17 protein-coding genes are annotated in these 20,145 nt (G+C 63.5%); 16 read left to right on the top strand and 1 reads right to left on the bottom strand.

Annotated elements, in window-relative coordinates:
• The first annotated feature begins 460 nt into the window (after positions 1-460).
• The 12 genes from phaC to BPHYT_RS39440 all read left to right on the top strand — a co-directional run bounded on the left by phaC (position 461) and on the right by BPHYT_RS39440 (position 13,118).
• On the top strand, positions 461-2,290 hold the full coding sequence (gene phaC, locus BPHYT_RS09145) for a class I poly(R)-hydroxyalkanoic acid synthase (protein WP_012432854.1): 1,830 nt from the start codon (positions 461-463) through the stop codon (positions 2,288-2,290).
• A gap of 146 nt (positions 2,291-2,436) precedes the next feature.
• The gene (locus BPHYT_RS09150; protein ID WP_012432855.1) at positions 2,437-3,618 is read left to right on the top strand and encodes an acetyl-CoA C-acetyltransferase; all 1,182 of its coding nucleotides are present in this window, start codon (positions 2,437-2,439) and stop codon (positions 3,616-3,618) included.
• A gap of 182 nt (positions 3,619-3,800) precedes the next feature.
• Positions 3,801-4,541: a 3-ketoacyl-ACP reductase gene (locus tag BPHYT_RS09155; RefSeq protein WP_012432856.1), complete on the top strand. Its 741-nt coding sequence runs from the start codon at positions 3,801-3,803 to the stop codon at positions 4,539-4,541.
• 131 nt (positions 4,542-4,672) lie between these two features.
• Positions 4,673-5,302 carry a polyhydroxyalkanoate synthesis repressor PhaR gene (gene phaR / locus BPHYT_RS09160; protein ID WP_012432857.1) on the top strand — a complete coding sequence of 210 codons (630 nt, stop codon included), beginning with the start codon at positions 4,673-4,675 and terminating at the stop codon, positions 5,300-5,302.
• 278 nt (positions 5,303-5,580) lie between these two features.
• Positions 5,581-6,603, top strand: coding sequence for a tRNA dihydrouridine synthase (locus BPHYT_RS09165; protein ID WP_012432858.1), 1,023 nt, complete (start codon positions 5,581-5,583; stop codon positions 6,601-6,603).
• Between the two features lie 80 nt (positions 6,604-6,683).
• Positions 6,684-8,069: a 30S ribosomal protein S12 methylthiotransferase RimO gene (rimO, locus tag BPHYT_RS09170; protein WP_012432859.1), complete on the top strand. Its 1,386-nt coding sequence runs from the start codon at positions 6,684-6,686 to the stop codon at positions 8,067-8,069.
• Between the two features lie 3 nt (positions 8,070-8,072).
• Positions 8,073-9,023 (top strand): sugar kinase, encoded by a 951-nt coding sequence (locus BPHYT_RS09175; protein WP_012432860.1) that lies wholly within the window; start codon positions 8,073-8,075, stop codon positions 9,021-9,023.
• 68 nt (positions 9,024-9,091) lie between these two features.
• On the top strand, positions 9,092-10,276 hold the full coding sequence (gene bktB, locus BPHYT_RS09180; RefSeq protein WP_012432861.1) for a beta-ketothiolase BktB: 1,185 nt from the start codon (positions 9,092-9,094) through the stop codon (positions 10,274-10,276).
• A 49-nt stretch (positions 10,277-10,325) separates the two neighbouring features.
• On the top strand, positions 10,326-10,982 hold the full coding sequence (locus tag BPHYT_RS09185; RefSeq protein ID WP_012432862.1) for a hypothetical protein: 657 nt from the start codon (positions 10,326-10,328) through the stop codon (positions 10,980-10,982).
• Positions 10,983-11,122: 140 nt separating this feature from the next.
• Entirely contained in the window at positions 11,123-12,307 is a 1,185-nt protein-coding gene (locus BPHYT_RS09190) for a cystathionine beta-lyase (protein ID WP_012432863.1), read from the top strand.
• Between the two features lie 178 nt (positions 12,308-12,485).
• Entirely contained in the window at positions 12,486-12,935 is a 450-nt protein-coding gene (locus BPHYT_RS09195; protein WP_012432864.1) for a hypothetical protein, read from the top strand.
• A gap of 51 nt (positions 12,936-12,986) precedes the next feature.
• On the top strand, positions 12,987-13,118 hold the full coding sequence (locus BPHYT_RS39440) for a hypothetical protein (RefSeq protein WP_012432865.1): 132 nt from the start codon (positions 12,987-12,989) through the stop codon (positions 13,116-13,118).
• A 52-nt stretch (positions 13,119-13,170) separates the two neighbouring features.
• Here BPHYT_RS39440 and serB read toward each other — a convergent pair whose 3' ends face one another.
• Positions 13,171-14,010 (bottom strand): phosphoserine phosphatase SerB, encoded by an 840-nt coding sequence (gene serB, locus BPHYT_RS09200; protein WP_012432866.1) that lies wholly within the window; start codon positions 14,008-14,010, stop codon positions 13,171-13,173.
• Between the two features lie 525 nt (positions 14,011-14,535).
• On the opposite strand from serB, the gene BPHYT_RS09205 reads away from it, so the two are divergent.
• From BPHYT_RS09205 to BPHYT_RS09220, 4 genes are all read left to right on the top strand, one after another.
• Positions 14,536-15,789 (top strand): cytochrome P450, encoded by a 1,254-nt coding sequence (locus tag BPHYT_RS09205; RefSeq protein WP_012432867.1) that lies wholly within the window; start codon positions 14,536-14,538, stop codon positions 15,787-15,789.
• A 132-nt stretch (positions 15,790-15,921) separates the two neighbouring features.
• Positions 15,922-16,923 carry a non-homologous end joining protein Ku gene (ku, locus tag BPHYT_RS09210; RefSeq protein WP_012432868.1) on the top strand — a complete coding sequence of 334 codons (1,002 nt, stop codon included), beginning with the start codon at positions 15,922-15,924 and terminating at the stop codon, positions 16,921-16,923.
• Between the two features lie 43 nt (positions 16,924-16,966).
• Entirely contained in the window at positions 16,967-19,789 is a 2,823-nt protein-coding gene (gene ligD, locus BPHYT_RS09215; protein WP_012432869.1) for a DNA ligase D, read from the top strand.
• 40 nt (positions 19,790-19,829) lie between these two features.
• Entirely contained in the window at positions 19,830-20,135 is a 306-nt protein-coding gene (locus BPHYT_RS09220) for a hypothetical protein (protein ID WP_012432870.1), read from the top strand.
• The last annotated feature ends 10 nt before the right edge of the window (positions 20,136-20,145 follow it).

The raw sequence follows: 20,145 nt of genomic DNA on the forward strand, positions 1-20,145 counted from the left end.
GCGTTTTTGCTGCGCTGCCGGAATTCGCACGCTGGCGTAAATCTGCCGCCAAAACTGTCCGCGCGCGAACGGATAAATGCACATAAGCCTATGCAATTTGGGAGCTTTTTGCGTTCTCGTGGGCCTTGACCTATGCATGTTCCAAAAGCGCGATCTTCTACACAGGGAAAACGATAATTAAAAAATTATCGCACTGCGGCAAAATCGGGAACAAGCATTGACATGCCTTGCGATGGGGAGCAAGAATGTTCCTCACGGCTCCTCGTACAAGGGACAGGGCGTGACGAGGTCGCGAGCATTTGCTCACGTGCGCACGAACCTGCCTCTCAACCCGTCCGCAAGGACTTACCGGTCAAAAGCAGGTATGGCAGCTTCACATCCCTCAGCTTCCCCCAGCACGGACTCCTCGACGGAGCACACGCAGCAGGCCGGTACGAGCGGTGCAACTCCGGCCGCAGGCATGCAGCAGTTTGTCGACGCATGGATGAACGCATGGCGTTCGCTCGGCACATCGCCCGGCGGCAGCGGCATGCCTTTCGCCATGCCGCAGATGCCGATGCAAATGCCGCAAATGGGCTTGCCGCAGGGTTTCCCTCAAATACCGTCGTTTCCCGGCATGCCGGACTTCAGCAAGCTGGCGGCGGGATCGATGCCTGGCATGCCGTCCTTCGCTGGCCTGAATATTCCGACTGCGGCCATTCCCTCCGAGCGTCTGCAGAAGTTGCAGGCCGATTATTCGCGCGAGGCAATGGAGCTGATCCAGCAAGCCACCACGTCAGCCACTCAGGCGCCGCAACTCAAGGACCGCCGCTTCAGTTCCGACGCATGGAGTTCGGCGCCGGCCTATGCCTTCACCGCGGCATGGTATCTGTTGAACGCGCGCTATCTGCAGGAAATGGTCGACGCGCTCGACACCGAACCCAAGGTGCGCGAACGCATCCGTTTCGCTGTTCAGCAATGGACCGCGGCGGCTTCGCCGAGCAACTTCTTCGCCTTGAATCCCGAAGCGCAAAAGACTTTGCTGGACAGCAAGGGCGAGAGCCTGCGCCAGGGCGTGATGAACCTGCTCGGCGACTTGCAGCGCGGCAAGATCTCGCAGACCGACGAATCGGGTTTCGTGGTCGGTGAAAATCTCGCGAACACCGAAGGCTCGGTCGTGTTCGAAAACGACCTGATGCAGTTGATCCAGTACAAGCCGCGCACGGCGACCGTGCGCGAGCGGCCGCTTCTGATCGTGCCGCCTTGCATCAACAAGTTCTACATTCTCGATCTGCAGCCCGAGAATTCGCTGGTCGCTCACGGGCTCGATTCGGGACACCAGGTGTTCCTGATTTCGTGGCGCAATGCCGATCAATCGATCGCGCATAAAACGTGGGACGACTACATCGGCGAGGGCGTGCTGACCGCTATCGATACGGTCAGCAAGATCAGCGGCCGCGAGCAGATCAATACGCTCGGTTTCTGCGTCGGCGGCACGATGCTCGCCGCGGCGCTGGCGGTGGCCGCCGCGCGCGGCGAACATCCGGCCGCGTCCATGACGCTGCTCACCGCCATGCTCGATTTCTCGGACACGGGCGTGCTCGACGTGTTCGTCGACGAACAGCATGTGCAGATGCGCGAGCAGACCATCGGCGGCAAGAACGGTACGCCGCCGGGGCTGATGCGCGGCATCGAGTTCGCCAACACGTTCTCGTTCCTGCGCCCGAACGATCTGGTGTGGAACTACGTCGTCGACAATTACCTTAAAGGCCGCACGCCGGTGCCGTTCGACCTGCTGTACTGGAACAGCGATTCGACCAGCCTGCCGGGCCCCATGTATGTCTGGTATCTGCGCAATACGTATCTCGAGAATCGTCTGCGCGAGCCGGGCGCGTTGACCACTTGCGGCCAGCCGATCGATCTGTCGAAGATCGACGTGCCCACCTTCATCTACGGCTCACGCGAAGACCATATCGTGCCGTGGCAAACGGCGTACGCGTCGGTGCCGCTCCTCAGCGGGCCGTTGAAGTTCGTGCTCGGCGCGTCGGGTCACATCGCGGGTGTGATCAATCCGCCTGCGAAGAAAAAACGCAACTTCTGGATGCTGGAAGGCGACGTCAAGACGTTGCCGGAGAACCCGGAAGAATGGCTCGATCAGGCAACCGAAGTCCCCGGCAGCTGGTGGCCCGAATGGACCACATGGCTCGACCAGTACGGTGGCAAGAAGGTGAAGCCGCGTGCCACGGCAGGCTCGGCTGACTATCCTGTGATCGAGCCGGCGCCGGGACGTTACGTGCGGCAACGGGAGTAGGTTTGGAAGCGCTTCATGGCGCGGTTGTTCGCGGTGTGAATGAGCGTCTGATTGAGTTGGCGCGTGACTAAGAGCAACTAAGAGCAACGAGATTTTTAACTTGACGGGCAGCGGCGCATCCGGCCGACCGCCCGGAGGATATGGAAATGACTGATGTTGTGATCGTATCGGCCGCCCGTACGGCAGTGGGCAAATTCGGTGGGTCGCTGGCGAAGATCGCCGCACCCGAACTCGGCGCCACCGTGATTCGCGCCGTCCTCGAGCGGGCCGGTCTGAAACCGGAGCAGGTAAGCGAAGTGATCCTGGGTCAGGTGCTTACCGCTGGCTCGGGCCAGAATCCGGCGCGTCAGGCTGTGATCAAGGCCGGCTTGCCTACGGCTGTGCCCGGCATGACGATCAACGTGGTGTGCGGCTCGGGCCTGAAGGCCGTGATGCTCGCAGCCAACGCCATCATCGCGGGTGACGCGGATATCGTGGTGGCTGGTGGTCAGGAAAACATGAGCGCGGCGCCGCATGTGCTGCCGGGTTCGCGCGACGGTTTCCGCATGGGCGACGCGAAGCTGATCGACTCGATGATCGTCGACGGCTTGTGGGACGTCTACAACCAGTACCACATGGGCGTGACGGCTGAGAACGTCGCCAAGGAATACGGCATCACGCGCGAGCAGCAGGACGCGTTCGCGGCGCTGTCGCAGAACAAGGCGGAAGCCGCGCAGAAAGCAGGCCGTTTCGATGACGAAATCGTGCCGGTCGAGATTCCGCAGCGCAAGGGCGAGCCGCTGCGTTTCGCCACGGACGAATTCGTGCGCCATGGCGTGACGGCTGAATCGCTGGCCGGCCTGAAGCCGGCGTTCTCGAAGGAAGGCTCGGTGACGGCGGCTAACGCGTCGGGCCTGAACGACGGCGCGGCGGCGGTGCTGGTGATGTCGGCGAAGAAGGCCGAAGCGCTCGGCCTCAAGCCGCTCGCGCGCATCAAGGCATACGCCACCTCGGGTCTGGATCCGAAGGTGATGGGCATGGGCCCGGTACCGGCCTCGCGCCGCTGTCTGGAACGCGCGGGCTGGACGCCGGCCGATCTGGACCTGATGGAAATCAACGAGGCGTTTGCCGCGCAGGCGTGCGCCGTGAATCAGCAAATGGGCTGGGACACGTCGAAGATCAACGTGAACGGCGGCGCGATTGCGATCGGCCATCCGATTGGCGCGTCCGGTTGCCGGATTCTCGTCACGCTGCTGCACGAAATGCAGAAGCGCGATGCGAAGAAAGGGCTGGCGTCGCTGTGTATCGGCGGCGGCATGGGTGTCGCGCTGGCGCTGGAGCGCGCCTGAGCAAGGGCGCGTGGCGGGCGCCGCGGGCGTCGGCCATGCGTCGAACGGAACGTTGGCGCGCGCTGTGGCGCGCGGACAGCGGAGGCCTCGTCAGCCGGTCGCCCGGCGGCAGCGGAGATGAAGCACAGGCGAGGAAAGAGGCAGCCACTCGGCGCCTCGAAAACGATAACGGAGTGTAGGTTATGACACAGCGAATTGCGTACGTAACGGGCGGGATGGGTGGCATCGGCACGAGCATTTGCCAGCGGCTGCACAAAGAGGGCTACAAGGTCGTCGCGGGCTGCGGCCCGAACTCGCCGCGCCGCGTGAAGTGGCTCGAAGAGCAGAAAGCGCTGGGCTTCGATTTTGTCGCGTCCGAAGGCAACGTCGGCGACTGGGAATCGACCAAGAGCGCGTTCGACAAGGTCAAGGCCGAAGTCGGCGAGATCGACATTCTGGTGAACAACGCCGGCATTACGCGCGACGTCGTGTTTCGCAAGATGACGCATGAAGATTGGACGGCGGTGATCGACACCAACCTGACCAGCCTCTTCAACGTCACCAAGCAGGTGATCGACGGCATGGTCGAGCGTGGCTTTGGCCGCATCATCAACATTTCGTCGGTGAACGGCCAGAAGGGCCAGTTCGGCCAGACCAACTATTCGACCGCGAAGGCCGGCATTCACGGCTTCACGATGTCGCTGGCGCAGGAAGTGGCCACCAAGGGCGTGACGGTCAACACCGTGTCGCCGGGCTACATCGGCACGGATATGGTCAAGTCGATCCGCCCCGACGTGCTGGAAAAAATCGTCGCGACGATTCCGGTGCGCCGTCTCGGCCAGCCGGACGAAATCGGCTCGATCGTGGCATGGCTGGCATCGGATGAATCGGGTTTCTCCACGGGCGCTGATTTTTCGCTGAACGGCGGTTTGCATATGGGCTGAGTCACCGGCGCGTCGCTCACAAGGCAGCGCGCTTCGGCTCAGATGGTTCGGCGGCGTCTCGACTGCGCAAAGGCCCGATTGCGCAGCCGCTGACGCCGTTTCCGCGCTTAACTTGCGCTCAAAGGCGTTACATGACCACTACTACAAAGAAAACAGCCGAACGACTGATCAAGAAATATCCGAATCGTCGGCTCTACGATACCGAGACAAGCACGTACATCACGCTGACGGACGTCAAACAGCTCGTGTTGGATCAGGAGGATTTCAAGGTCATCGATGCGAAGAGCAACGAGGATCTGACGCGCGCCATCCTGTTGCAGATCATTCTCGAAGAGGAGAGCGGCGGCTTGCCGATGTTCTCGTCGTCGATGTTGTCGCAGATCATCCGCTTCTACGGTCATGCGATGCAGGGCATGATGGGCACGTATCTGGAAAAGAACATCCAGGCCTTCATCGACATTCAGGCAAAGCTCGCCGACCAGTCGAAGAACCTGTATGAAGGCAAGGCCATGAACCCCGAGGTCTGGTCGCAGTTCATGAACATGCAGGCGCCGATGATGCAGGGCATGATGACCAGCTACATCGAGCAGTCGAAGAACATGTTCGTGCAGATGCAGGAGCAGATGCAGAACCAGGCGAAATCGATGTTCGCCACGTTCCCGTTTACGCCGGGCGGCGCGGTCAATGCCGGCAATCCTGGGAATGCGCCGGCCAATCCGCACGGCAACCCGGAGGTTGATCCGGAAGCGGAGAAGAAGTAGGGCGATCCTGCGAGCGGGGTGCTCCGGCGTTGGGGCATCGTCGGGAAGCGCCCCGGAGGTTTGACGCGTCGCGAGCGCGGCCTTCGCCAGGAGTGGGCGGCTGGCCGCGGGCGATCCGTTGGCCGCGCGGTACAATCGCGGGCTGCGTGTGTGGGGCATTTCCTCGGAGAGGGCGCTCTGGCCGCCAATTTCATCCCCATTCCGAGCGTCGAACTCATGTTTTACGGATGCCCCACCTGTCCTCAGGAAACGCGCCACTTCCCGGCGCTCATTTCCGCATGAGCCGCCTCTATCTCGCCCCCATGGAAGGTCTCGCGGACTACGTCTTGCGCGACGTGCTGACCGGCATCGGCGGATTCGACGGATGCGTGTCCGAGTTCATCCGCGTGACGGGTTCGGTGCTTCCTACCCGCGTCTACGAGCGTGAAGCTCCCGAGGTGCTCGACGCAGGCCACACGCCGAACGGCACGCCGATGGTGGTCCAACTGCTCGGCAGCGACCCCGAATGGATGGCGCTGAACGCAGCCCACGCGGCTACCTTGTCGCCGCATGGAGTCGATCTGAACTTCGGATGTCCCGCCAAGGTCGTGAATCAGCACGGCGGCGGAGCCATGCTGCTGGCCGATCCTGAACAACTGAACCGGATCGTGTCGGCGGTACGCGCCGCGGTGCCGGCCGACATCCTCGTGACGGCAAAAATGCGGCTCGGCGTGTCCGATACATCGCTTGCAATCGACTGCGCCACGGCGCTCGCGGAAGGCGGCGCGGCCTCGCTCGTCGTGCACGCCAGAACGCGCGATCACGGCTACCGGCCGCCCGCCCACTGGGAGTGGATCGCGCGTATCGACGCCGCCGTGGACGTACCGGTCATCGCGAACGGAGAAGTCTGGACGGTGACCGACTGGGAGCGCTGCCGCGCGGTCAGCGGTTGTGACGACGTGATGATTGGACGCGGCGCCGTTTCGGACCCTTTCCTGGCGCTGAGGATCCGCGGACTGATGGACCGCTCCCCGTCCAACGAGGACTGGCGCGACGTGCTAGGCCACATGGCCGGTTATCTGCGGAAATTGCAGGCTCGTGTTGCCTCCCGGCACGAGCATGGGCGCGTCAAAAAATGGCTCAGCTATCTGCAGCGGACCTGGCCGCAGGCAGCCGAGTTGCATGCGGCGATCCGCCGGGTGCAGGATTCGCAGGAAATTCAGGACGTGATCGAGCGTGCTTTGGGCGTTGGTCAATCAATGGCGACACATCGATCCGGGCGGCTTTCGCAGCGCGATCCAGCGGACCTCGCGGTCGTTTGAGGGCGAAAATTCAAAGACTTACGAGCGGCAGCCTTGGCGAACCGCTACAATTCAGGGTTTAACGTCTTCAAGCGGTCCCCATGTCTGCCACACCCCCGATTGTCCCGACTGCCACGCCGAAGGTCGGATTCGTTAGCCTCGGCTGCCCGAAAGCCCTGGTCGATTCCGAGCAGATCATCACTCAACTGCGCGCCGAAGGTTACGAGATTTCCGGCACGTACGACGGCGCGGACCTCGTGGTCGTCAACACCTGCGGCTTCATCGACGAAGCAGTGCAGGAAAGTCTCGACGCGATCGGCGAAGCGCTCAACGAAAATGGCAAGGTGATCGTGACCGGCTGTCTCGGCGCTAAGAAAAGCGCGAGCGGCTCGGGGCTGATCGAAGAAGTGCATCCGAAGGTGCTGGCCGTGACCGGCCCGCACGCGCTCGGCGAAGTGATGCAACACGTGCACACTCATCTGCCGAAGCCGCACGATCCGTTCGTCGACCTGGTGCCGGCCGCCGGCGTGAAGCTCACGCCGCGCCATTACGCGTACCTGAAAATTTCCGAAGGCTGTAACCACCGCTGCACGTTCTGCATCATCCCGTCCATGCGCGGCGACCTCGTGTCGCGCCCCGTTGCCGACGTGATGCTCGAAGCGGAAAACCTCTTCAAGTCGGGCGTAAAAGAACTGCTGGTGATTTCGCAGGACACGAGCGCCTATGGCGTCGACGTCAAATACCGCACGGGTTTCTGGAACGGCAAGCCGATCAAGACGCGCATGACCGATCTGGTCGGCGCGCTCGGCGAACTCGCCGCGCAATACGGCGCGTGGGTGCGTCTGCATTACGTGTATCCGTATCCGAGCGTCGACGAAGTGATTCCCATGATGGCCGAAGGCCCGTACAAGGGCCACGTGCTGCCGTACCTCGACGTGCCGTTCCAGCACGCGCATCCGGAAGTGTTGAAGCGCATGAAGCGCCCGGCCAACGCCGAGAAGGTGATGGAGCGCGTGAAGAAATGGCGCGAGATGTGCCCGGATCTGACCATTCGCAGCACGTTCATCGCGGGCTTCCCGGGTGAGACTGAAGAGCAATTCCAGACGCTGCTCGATTTCATCCGCGAGGCGGAACTGGATCGCGTGGGCTGCTTCGCCTATTCGCCGGTCGAAGGCGCGACGGCTAACGAACTCGACGGCGCCTTGCCCGACGAAGTGCGCGAAGAACGCCGCGCGCGTTTCATGGAAGTCGCCGAAGAAGTGTCGGCCAAGCGTATCGCGAAGAAGGTCGGCAAGACGCTCAAGGTGCTGGTCGACGAGATCAACGCGGACGGCGGCATCGGCCGCACCGCGGCTGACGCGCCGGAGATCGACGGCGTCGTGTATATCGCGCCGGCTGCGAAGGCGTCGAAGCGCTACAAGGTCGGCGATTTCGTGTCGGTGAAGATCACCGGCGCCGACGGTCACGACCTGTGGGGCGAGGTGTAATCGATGACGGTCAGCATGACTGCAGCGCCGCAAACGGGGCGTCCCGAGATCCTCGCGCTCGGCGAGGCGATGATCGAGTTCAATCAGTCGGCGAAAGACCAGCCGAACTATCTGCAGGGCTTCGGCGGCGATACGTCGAACTTCTGTATCGCGGCCGCGCGGCAAGGCGCGCAGACCGGTTTCGTGTCGGCGGTCGGCGCGGATCATTTTGGGCGTTTGCTGGTCGATCTGTGGGAACGTGAGCAGGTGGACACGTCGCTGGTGCGCGTCGATCCGCAGGCGTCCACGGGGGTGTATTTCGTGTCGCACGGCCCAAATGGCCACGCGTTCGACTATCTGCGCGCCGGCTCGGCCGCGAGCCGCTACGCGCCGCACGATTTGCCGCTCGACGCGATCGCCGCGGCCAAGGTGATCCATCTGTCCGGCATCAGCCTCGCGATCAGCCTGAGCGCCTGCGACGCGGCGCTCGAAGCGATCGCGCATGCGCGCGCCAACGGCGTGCGCGTGAGCTTCGACACTAATCTGCGTCTGAAGCTGTGGCCGCTCGCGCGGGCGCGCGCGGTGATGCTCGAAGCCATCCGCCAGACCGATATCTGCCTGCCGAGCTGGGACGACGTCACCGACCTCACGGGCCTGACCGGCCGCGACGAGATCGTCGATTTCCTGCTGTCGCACGGGCCGAGCGTGGTTGCGCTAAAGCTCGGCAAAGAGGGCTCGTATATCGCGACGCCAAACGAGCGGCGCGTCGTGCCGGGCCACGTCGTCAATGCCGTCGATGCAACCGGTGCGGGCGACTGCTTCGGCGGCGCGTTCATCGCGCGCATCGTCGCCGGTGACGATCCATTCACCGCGGCGCGTTATGCGAACGTCGCCGCGGCGCTGTCCACGCAAGGTTACGGCGCGGTGGCGCCGATTCCTTCGCGCGCGACCGTCGAACAACTTCTGGCGGGCTGAACACACGCGCTACAGAGCGCGGCCCGCCGAGGCAAGATCATCTTGAGAGACTAAAAGAGGAGCGAGCGATGCAACGGGACGTAGTGGTGGTGAGCGGTGTGCGTACGGCAATCGGCGGGTTCGGCGGCAGTCTGAAAGACTTTTCGCCGACCGATCTCGGTGCGCGCGTGGTGCGCGAAGTGCTGGCGCGCGCCAACGTGTCGGGCGACGAAGTCGGCCACGTGGTGTTCGGCAACGTCGTGCATACCGAACCTAAAGACATGTACCTGGCGCGCGTGGCCGCGATCAACGGCGGCGTCGCGCAACATGCGCCGGCGTTGACCGTGAACCGGCTGTGCGGCTCCGGGTTGCAAGCCATCGTTTCAGCCGCGCAAAGCGTGCTGCTCGGCGACGCTGACATCGCGATCGGCGGCGGCGCGGAAAACATGAGCCGCGCGCCTTACTCCATGCCGGCCGCGCGCTTCGGTCAGCGCATGGGCGACGCGCGCCTCGTCGACATGATGGTCGGCGCGCTGAACGACCCGTTCCAGTCGATCCATATGGGCGTGACCGCCGAGAACGTCGCGCGCAAATACGACATTTCGCGCGAAGCACAAGACGCGCTCGCCCTCGAATCGCATCGCCGCGCGGCCAACGCGATCACGAGCGGCTACTTCAAGGAACAGATCCTGCCGATCACGATCCCGTCGAAGAAAGGCGACGTCGTGTTCGACACGGACGAACACACGCGCATGAGCGCATCGCCGGAAGATTTCTCCAAGCTGAAGCCGGTGTTCGCGAAAGAAAACGGCACGGTGACGGCGGGCAATGCGTCGGGCATCAACGACGCCGCCGCGGCTGTCGTGCTGATGGAGCGCAGCCTTGCCGAACAGCGCGGCATCAAGCCGCTGGCGCGGCTGGTGTCGTACGCGCATGCCGGCGTCGATCCGGCGTACATGGGCATCGGCCCGGTGCCGGCCACCCGCCGCGCGCTCGAACGCGCCGGGCTGACGGTCGCCGACCTCGACGTGATCGAGGCCAATGAAGCGTTCGCCGCGCAAGCCTGCGCGGTCAGCAAGGAACTGGGCTTCGATCCGGCCAAGGTCAATCCGAACGGCTCGGGCATTTCGCTCGGCCACCCGATCGGTGCGACCGGTGCGCTTATCACCGTCAAGGCGCTGTACGAGTTGCAGCGGATCGGCGGGCGTTATGCGCTGGTCACGATGTGTATCGGCGGCGGGCAAGGCATCGCGGCGATCTTCGAACGGATCTGAAGCGTGGCATGTCGTCAGTAAGCGGTATTGAGTAATGAGGAAAGGAAGGATGCGGGAACTGAAAGCGATCAAGGGTGCGGTGCGCCGGCGCGGTCGGATAGTGACGAGCGCTGCTGTCTTGCTGTGCGCCGGTGCGGCGGCGATGCTGCCCACCCAGGCATGGGCGGAAAGCGATGCGGTAAAGGAGTTGGCGGCGCCCCCGCCGATCCAGTTGCCACTCAGGCCGAGCCCCGAATTCGCGAAGTTCCCGCGTTACGCCGGCATGCTCGGCTCGCGCCAGATCGTGCTGAAGCTCGGCCCGAAAAGCGACGACCCATCCGGCGTGCACGGCGAGTATCAGTTCACGGACACCGGCGCGGTGATCCTGATCGCGGGCGACCGCGACGGCGATACGCTCGAAGTCGAGGAATCGAACGACGGCACGCATATCACCGGCAACTGGGTCGGCAAGTTCGCGGCGGACGGCTCGGTGGCGGGCGACCGCATGAACGTCGACGATTCCGATCCGCAGCCCTTCGACCTGAAGCCGCTGGCGGCAGGGCAGGCGGTTCCGCCGCCCGGCGCACCGGCGAGCGCGAGTGCGGCCGTGACGAACAAGGCTGCGGTGCAGCCTTCGGCGGGCGCTGCCGCTGCGCCCGCTTCGAGTGCCGCTGCCACGGGCGGCCACGCTGTGGGCGGCGTCAGCAATCTGCAAACCGGCGAGTGAAGCCGCAGCCGCGCGGTGCCCAAGCGTTCGCGGGCTTGCTCGCGAGCGAAATCCCGCCGGCTCGTCTACGCTTGCGTGTGCGGCGCGCGCCCTGACACGACGTGCGCTCCGTTTCCGTCTGCTTCTCACCAGAACCCACCATGACTCAATCCAAACTCCAACGCGATCTGCAAACCCGCATCGTGCGTGCCGAGGACCAGCTCACGCCGGGCTTCGAGTCGTTCTCGATGCCGGTCACGCGGGCGTCGACGGTCGTGTTCCCCGATCTCGCCACCATGCGCGCGCTCGACTGGAAAAACGACGCGCAATGGCGCTACGGCCTGCATGCCACGCCGACTTCGCTCGCGCTGGCGCAGCGCCTTGCCACCATCGAGGGCGGCAATCACGCGTTGCTGCAGCCGTCCGGGCTGTCGTCGATTTCGAATGTGTATTTCGGCCTCGTCAAAGCTGGCGACGACGTGCTGATTCCCGATAACGTCTATTCGCCGAACCGCGATCACGGCGACTGGCTGGCGCGCGATTTCGGTATCACCGTGCGCTACTACGATCCGATGATCGGCGCGGGCATGGCCGATCTGATCCAGCCGAATACGCGCCTGATCTGGCTCGAGGCGCCCGGCTCGGTGACGATGGAAGTGGCCGACGTGCCTGCCATCACCGCGGCGGCGCGCGCGCGCAACGTCGTCACGGCGATCGACAACACGTGGTCGGCGGGGCTCGGTTTCCGGCCGTTCGATCACGGCGTCGACATCTCGGTGCAGGCGCTCACCAAGTATCAATCGGGCGGCGGCGACGTGCTGATGGGCGCGACGATCACCGTCGATCGCGAACTGCATCTGAAGCTGAAGGCGGCGCGCATGCGCATGGGCATCGGCGTCTCGTCGGACGACTGCTCGCTGATTCTGCGCAGCTTGCCGACCATGCAACTGCGCTTCGAGCAGCATGACCGCTCGGCGCTCGGCCTGGCGAAATGGCTGAAGACGCGGCCGGAAATTGCCGCGGTGTTGCACCCGGCGCTCTCCGACTGTCCGGGGCATGAGTTTTACAAGCGCGACTTCACGGGCGCGGGCGGGCTTTTCTCCGTCGTGTTCGACGGCCGCTACAGCCCGGCGCAAATCGATACGTTCTGCGAGTCGCTCGAACTGTTCTCGCTCGGCTGGAGCTGGGGTGGTGCACACAGTCTCGCGATGCCGTACGACGTCGCGTCGATGCGGACGGCAGGGCAGTGGCCGCACAGCGGGACCTTGGTGCGCTTCTATATCGGCCTCGAAGCCGAGGCGGATTTGCGTGCCGATATGGAGCAGTCTCTGGCCAGGCTGAGTTAAACGCCCAACGACGTTTTTCGGCAGGAAGAGCGAGCCCATCGGGACATGTTCCCGGTGGGCTTTTTTCTTGTCAAGATATCCAGTAAGCCTAACCATTCGGCCGAATGTTCGGCGTGCGGTCTCGACGCTACGATGGTGCGTATCTCAACTGACGGTTGCCGCACTATGGTGAGCTTCGATGAATTTTTTCTTCTGGGTGTTGCTGAATCTCGGCGTGCCGATCATCGGCCCGATCTTCACGCTGGTGCTCGTCGCGCCCGCGCACGGCTGGCGCGTCGCAAAGGCGTTGATCGCCGGCTCGGTCAAAGACGGCCAACTGTTCTGGTGTGCGATCGGGATGTTTGCGTCAGCGGTTTATGAGGCGGTGACGGCGCTCGCGCATGGAAGCAACGAGGCGCCGGTTCTGGCGTACTACGTAGCCGGACTGTGCGTGGCGGCATTCACCTGTTCCAGCCTCGTGATGTCGGGTCTGGTCAACACGCACTACGAACGGACAAGAGCGAAGGCGTCGCCGCGAAAAAAACCGTTTGCCGATGGGGCTTTCTCGCGTGTAGAGATAGGTATGTCGATTTTTTTCACATGCGCCGCCGCGATTATCCTGGCATTCCTACATTTGCATCTGAATTAGTTTTTTTCAGATAGTGCAGCATTTATACTTGTCTTCTTAAAGGAGGCACCCATGAAGAAAATGACAATGTGGCTGACCGTAGAGGAAAACCACACGCGCTTTGTAAAGTGGTGTGGGATCATCGGTGTCGTCGATTTCGCTTACATGCTGGCGTTAATCGCAGTAGACGTTCTGAAAAAATAACGTCGCTGTCGGCGCTGGCCGTCATTGCATCGGCCAGCGCATCCAACCGCCATCAGAGCAGCCGCAACAACCCGTCCAGTCCGACATAGTTGAACGCCACGCTAGCCGCTTCACGCACCACCGGCTTCGCACGGAACGCAACGGAGAGTCCGGCTTCGGCCATCATCTTCAGATCGTTCGAGCCGTCGCCCATGGCAATGGCGCGGCTTGGTTCAATGCCCAATTGCGCGCACGCTTCGCGCAGCGTGCGTGCTTTGACATCGGCATTGACGATCTCGCCGATGACCTTGCCGGTCAGTTTGCCGTCCACGATTTCAAGCGTGTTGGCGCGAGTGAAATCAAGGCCGAGACGCGCCTTCAGTTTTTCGGTGAAGAAGTTGAATCCGCCCGACACGAGCAGCGTTTTCAGCCCGGCCGCCTTCGCGCCAGCCAGCATCCGCTCGGCGCCCGGCGAGAGTTGCAGCCGCTCTTCGTACACGCGTTGCAGCGCGCTTGCATCGAGGCCTTCGAGCAGCGCCACGCGGCGCGTCAGGCTTTCGTTGAAGTCCTTGATCTCGCCGCGCATCGAGGCCTCGGTGATCGCGGCCACTTCCGCCTTCAGGCCGCAGAAGTCGGCGATTTCGTCGATACACTCGATCGTGATCAGCGTCGAATCCATGTCCATCGCGACCAGTCCGAAGTCGCGCAACTGGCGGCCGGCTTCGACAAACGCGTAGTCCAGTTGGTGGGTGCCGCAATAGACTTCGAGGTCGGCGCGCTGCGCGACGTTCGCGTCGGCAATGCGAATCGCGTTCGCGTCGACGACGCTGGCGTGCGAACCGCGCGCCAGCGCGACGAGCGTTTTGTGATGGTCGGCGGAGAGGGGCGCGGGGCTTTGAATGACGAGGTTCATGGACGACGACGCAATAACGCGGAAAAGGACGGCGCGCGGCGCGCGCGGAAAATCCCGCTATTGTAGCGGTTCGCCGGTGGGTCTTGCCGCTTGCGATCTGCCTGGAGAGGCGCACAGCATCGCGCCTTTGGCAACCGGTAGCGAATGCCACGCCGCGTTTCATGGTGCGCCTCGCATTTGGCAACCGGCAGGGAGCGCTGCGCCGCGCACTCGCAGTGCATCGCGCTTTTGGCAACCGGTAGAGAACGCTACGCCGCACCTCGCACTGCACCGCAATTGTGGCAGCCGACAGGAAGCCCGCCCCTCGCAGTGCAGCGCGCCTTTGGCAACCAGCAACGAACACCGCCCACACCTCGCATCGCACCGTGCAATCCCGCGGCGCTCAGTTCATACTGGCGCATCGAACGACGCCCCGCAGCCGCTGCGCGCGCCGACCGTCGCATCCGCCTCTTCGCGGCGCGCCACGTCCGGCACCTGAACGCACACCGGCATCCATGACGACGCGCACCACTACGGAGACAACGCATGCCCCCGGCGACCGCCAGCGACGCATCCACTCTTGCGCGCGACTTCGATCTGCGCCACCTCGATCCCGCTTTCCATGCCGATCCCTATCCGGTCTATCACGCATTGCGCGCTTACGAGCCGGTCAAGCGCATGCCGGACGGCTCACTTTTTCTGACACGGTTTCGCGACGTGCAGGCGGTGTATCGCGACGCGAAAACCTTCAGTTCCGACAAGACCGTCGAATTCAAGCCGAAATACGGCGACTCGCCGCTCTACGCCCATCACACCACGAGCCTGGTGTTCAACGACCCGCCGCGCCACACGCGCGTGCGCAAACTGATCGCCGGGGCGCTGACGGCGCGCGCCATCGCGGCGATGGAGCCGGGCCTGGTGCGCCTCGTCGACGGCTTGCTCGATGCTGCCGCCGAGCGTGGCCGAATCGATCTGATCGGCGAGTTCGCGTCGGCGATTCCGGTTGAGATTATCGGCAATCTGCTGGATGTGCCGCACGCGGAGCGCGAGCCGTTGCGCGACTGGTCGCTCGCGATTCTCGGCGCGCTCGAACCGTCGCTGACCGAGGCGCAGTTCGAACGCGGCAATCGCGCGGTGGACGAATTCGTCGGCTATCTGCGCGATCTGGTCGCACGGCGCCGGCGCGCACCGGGCGACCCGCAGCATGACGTGCTGACGCGTCTGATTCAGGGCGAGGAGGGCGGCGAGCAATTGTCGGAAGCGGAGTTGCTGCAGAACTGCATTTTCATTCTGAACGCGGGCCACGAGACGACCACGAATCTGATCGGCAACGGCCTCGTCACGTTGACGCAATGGCCGGAGCAGCGCGCGGCGTTGCTGCACGAGCCGTCGCTGATCGAATCGGCGGTGGAGGAATGTCTGCGCTTCGAGAGTTCGAACCAGCTCGGCAACCGCATGGCGACCGTCGGCACGGAAATCGGCGGCGTCGCGGTCGCGCGCGGCACGCCGGTCACGCTATGCATCGGCGCGGCGAATCGCGACCCGGAACAGTTCGCGGAGCCGGACCGCTTCGACATTCGCCGCGATCCGAACCGGCATCTTGCGTTCGGCTTCGGCATTCACCAGTGCGCCGGCTTGTCGCTCGCCCGGCTCGAGGCGCGTATCGCGATCGGCCGCTTCGTGCAGCGCTTTCCCCGTTATCGCCTCGACGGCGAGCCGACGCGCGGCGGACGCGTCCGCTTTCGCGGCTTTGCCGAGGTGCCGCTGGAACTCGAACCGGTCGCGAGCCGTACGGCGTAGCTTTTGCCGTGCTGACGCAAGACTTACAGCCTGTGTCGGCGCCCGTCGCACCGCGACGCGCGCCGACACTGCCCGCAAGGCCGTGGCACGCTTGCTGCTTCGTGTCAGGTCTTAGGCCCAGGGGAGCGCACGATGCCACACATGATCTGGAAAGGCGCAATCAGCTTCGGCCTCGTCCACGTGCCGGTGCAGTTATATCCGGCGACGCAGTCCGAAAAAGTCGGCTTCAATCTGCTGGATAAGCGCTCGATCGATCCGATCGGCTACAAGCAGATCAACAAGCGCACCGGCAAGGATGTGACGCGCGATAACATCGTGCGCGGCTTCGAGTACGAGAAGGACAAGTACGTCGTGCTCTCCGACGACGAGATTCGCTCGGCGAACCCCGAGTCGACGCAAACGGTCGATATTCTGGCGTTCGTCGACGCCCCGGATATCTCGTTTCTCTACCTCGACACACCGTATTTCCTCACGCCCGACCGCAAAGGCGAAAAGGTCTACGCGCTGCTGCGCGAAGCCATGAAGGCGTCCGGCAAGATTGGCGTGGCGAGCGTGGTGCTGCACAACAAGCAGCATCTGGCGGCGCTGATTCCGGTGGGTCCGGTGTTGGCCTTGAATACGCTGCGCTGGGCCGCGGAGGTGCGCGATTTCGACGAATTCAAGCTGCCGGCCGACGGTGTGAAGGCCGCGGGCGTGTCCGCACGCGAACTCGACATGGCGAAGAAGCTGATCGACGACATGAGCGACAAGTGGGATCCGTCGCAGTATCACGACACCTTCCGCGACGACATCATGGCGCTGGTGGATCGCAAGATTCGCGCGGGCAAGACCGAGGAAATCACCGAAGTCGAAGCGCCGCACGAGTCGCGTCAATCCGCCGATATTCTCGATCTATCCGATCTGCTCAAACGCAGCTTGGGACGCGGCAAGGGGAAACCGGCGGCGGGCGGCCGCAAGCGCACCGCGGACGACGACAGCGACGAGGCCGACGCGGATGCCGAAACCGAAACGCCGGCGCGCAAGAAACCGCGCACGACTCGCACGGCGAGTAAGACAACAACGCGCGGCGGCGGCCGTGCGACCGCCAAGACCGCGTCCGCGCCGGCGGCCCGCAAACGTCGCGCGGCGGCCTGATCTTCGGCATCGCGCCTGAGCCACTCACGACGACGTCATCGCCATGAACGACCGACTCGATCTCTACAACCGCAAGCGCCGCTTCGACGACACGCCGGAGCCGGCGGGCACGCGCGCCAGGCGCAAACCAGCCGGCCGGAAAACGACCCGCCAGGCAGCCGGCGAGGCGCTCTCATACGTGATCCAGGAACACGACGCCCGGCGCTTGCACTACGACTTCCGGCTGGAACTGAACGGCACACTCCTGTCGTGGGCGGTGCCCAAAGGGCCGAGCCTCGATCCCTCGGTGAAAAGGCTGGCAGTGCATGTCGAGGATCATCCGGTCGAATACGGTTCGTTCGAAGGGGAAATCCCGCCCGGCAACTACGGTGCGGGCAGCGTGATCGTGTGGGATCGCGGCACCTGGGAACCGGTTGGCGGCGCGGCGGAGGCGGCGCGTTCCTACGCGGCCGGCAAACTCAAGTTCCATTTGCACGGCGAAAAGCTGCACGGCGGCTGGACACTGGTGCGCAGCCATATGCGCGGCAGCGGCGACAAGGAGCAGTGGCTGCTGATCAAGGAACGCGACGACGAAGCGCGCGATGAGAGCGACTACGACATTCTGAAGAAGCGCCCGGGCAGCGTGCTCAGCGGCAGCGCCTCGGTGGCTAAAGGCGAAAAAACGACGACAGCGGCATCTAAGACCGCGCGCAAAACCGCGGCCTCTGATGCGAAGTCCACCGCAAAACGAGGCGGCAAAAGCAGCGCGAAAGCCGCTTCATCCACCCGCGCGGATCCCAGACGACCGGATATCGTGGCGACGCGCAACACGCAGTCGCTACGCGAACTCGCCGCCACGCCCTCGATCGAGGGCGCGGTGAAAGCTCGCTTGCCCACGACCTTCAAACCGCAACTGGCGACGCTCGTCGACGCCGCGCCGCCCGGCGACGAATGGTCGTACGAAATCAAGTTCGACGGTTACCGCGTGCTGGCCCGAATCGATCGGGACGCGAAGGGGAGCGCCGTCAAAGTATTCACCCGCGCCGGCAACGACTGGACCGCGAAATTCAGCAAACAGGTCAAGGCGTTCGAACAGCTCGGAATCGAAAGCGCGTGGCTCGACGGCGAAGCCGTGGTGCTGGACCCGAACGGCGTGCCGAATTTTCAGGCGCTGCAGAACGCTTTCGATGCGAACCGGCCGCAAGACATCATCGTCTACCTGTTCGATATACCGTTCCTGAACGGCTACGACCTGCGCGGCGTGCCGCTCGAACAGCGTCGCGCGATTCTGCACGCTCTGATGGAAGACGTCGACGATAGCGTGCTGCGTTTCTCGAACAATTTCGACTTCAGCGCGGAAGACCTGCTCAGAAGCGCGTGCGACATGGCGCTGGAAGGCATCATCGGCAAGCGGCGCGATAGCGGCTATCTGTCGGGCCGTTCGTCGACGTGGATCAAGTTGAAATGCCGCCGGCGTCAGGAGTTCGTGATAGGCGGCTATTCGGAACCGTCCGGAAGTCGTGCGGCATTCGGCGCGCTGCTGCTCGGCGTCTACGACAGCAAAGGCAATTTGAATTACGCGGGGCGCGTCGGCACCGGCTTCGACGCGGCGTTGCTGCGCTCGGTCAAGAAAGAACTCGACGCGCACGCGACCAAGCGCATGCCGTTTGCGGCCGTGCCGCGCGAGCGCAGCCGCACGCCGGTGCATTGGGTCGAACCGGTGCTCGTAGCCGAATGCAATTTCGCGGAATGGACGAGTGACGGCATCGTGCGTCAGGCGTCGTTCGTGAGTTTGCGCAATGACAAGCCGGCGCGCCAGATCGTCAAGGAAACACCTCGCCAGGGAGCCGACGTGCAACAGCAAACCGATTCCATCTCCGACGACGCGCCGAAGAAACGCGCGGCGCGGAAAACTTCTGGTAGTAACGTGGCCGCAGCCGGAAAAACCACAGCCGCCAAACCCAAAACCGCAAAATCACCCACCACCGCACCGCCCGCCGAAGTCGCCGGCGTGCGCATCTCGCATCCCGATCGCGTCATCGACAAAAGCAGCGGTGCGCGCAAGATCGATCTCGTGCAGTACTACGAGTCGGTGGCCGAATGGATGCTGCCACATCTGAAAGACCGTCCGGTGTCGCTGGTGCGTGCGCCCGAGGACATCGGCGGCGAGCTGTTTTTTCAGAAGCACAGCCAGAAGCTGTCGATTCCAAATGTCACGCAGCATCCGGGCCTCGATCCCGGTCATCCGCCACTGATCACCGTCGATACCATCAAGGCGCTGGTCGGCGCGGCGCAAATGGGCACCGTCGAATTTCACACGTGGAATGCGGTCGCATCGAATATCGAAAAACCGGACCGCGCAGTCTTCGACCTAGACCCCGATGCAGCGCTAGGTTGGGAACGCATGATCGAAGCCGCGCAACTGACGCGTTCGCTGCTCGAGGAACTCGGCCTCACATCGTTCTGCAAGACGAGCGGCGGCAAGGGCTTGCATGTGGTCGTGCCGCTCGCGAAACAGGCCGGCTGGGACGAAGTAAAGGACTTTTCGCAAGCCGTCGCGCAGCATATGGCTGCGACGCTGCCCAAGTACTTCAGCGCGAAGATGGGCGCGCAGAACCGCAAGCAGAAAATCTTCGTCGACTATCTGCGCAACAACCGCGGCTCCAGCACAGTCGCCGCATTTTCGGCGCGGGCGCGTCCGGGCCTCGGTGTATCGGTTCCGCTTGCGTGGGACGAAGTCGCCGGCACCACGGGCGGCGATCAATGGACCATCGAGAATCTGCACGAGCGCCTCGCCGAACTCAAAAGCGACCCGTGGGCGGACTATGCAAAGACGCGTCAGCGCATCACCGCGGCCATGAAAAAACGTCTGAATGACGCGCAATAAGCGTGGACGGACCCGATTCAGAACCACAAGGAGCTACACCATGAAGACCTCACCGCAATCCTCCGACGGCGACAAGCAGGCGGACCCGCATGCCAGGAAGCAGCCCAAATCGATGCAGGAAGCAGCCTCGCCTTTGCCGCACGAAGCCGACCAGAATCCGGAATCGCAACACGAGGATGGCCCGCGCCATGTCGGCAAGCAGGCGCATCGCGACCTCGAACGCGGGTTAAAGGACACCGACCGCCGCGGCGGCGACGAGTATCAGCAGAACACGCAGAACGATGCACACACCGACGTCAACTCCGATGACAAGGGAGCCGGCGGCGCACGCGGCAACAAGCACTGACGATGCCTCG

This window comes from Paraburkholderia phytofirmans PsJN, assembly GCF_000020125.1.
Lineage (GTDB): Bacteria > Pseudomonadota > Gammaproteobacteria > Burkholderiales > Burkholderiaceae > Paraburkholderia > Paraburkholderia phytofirmans.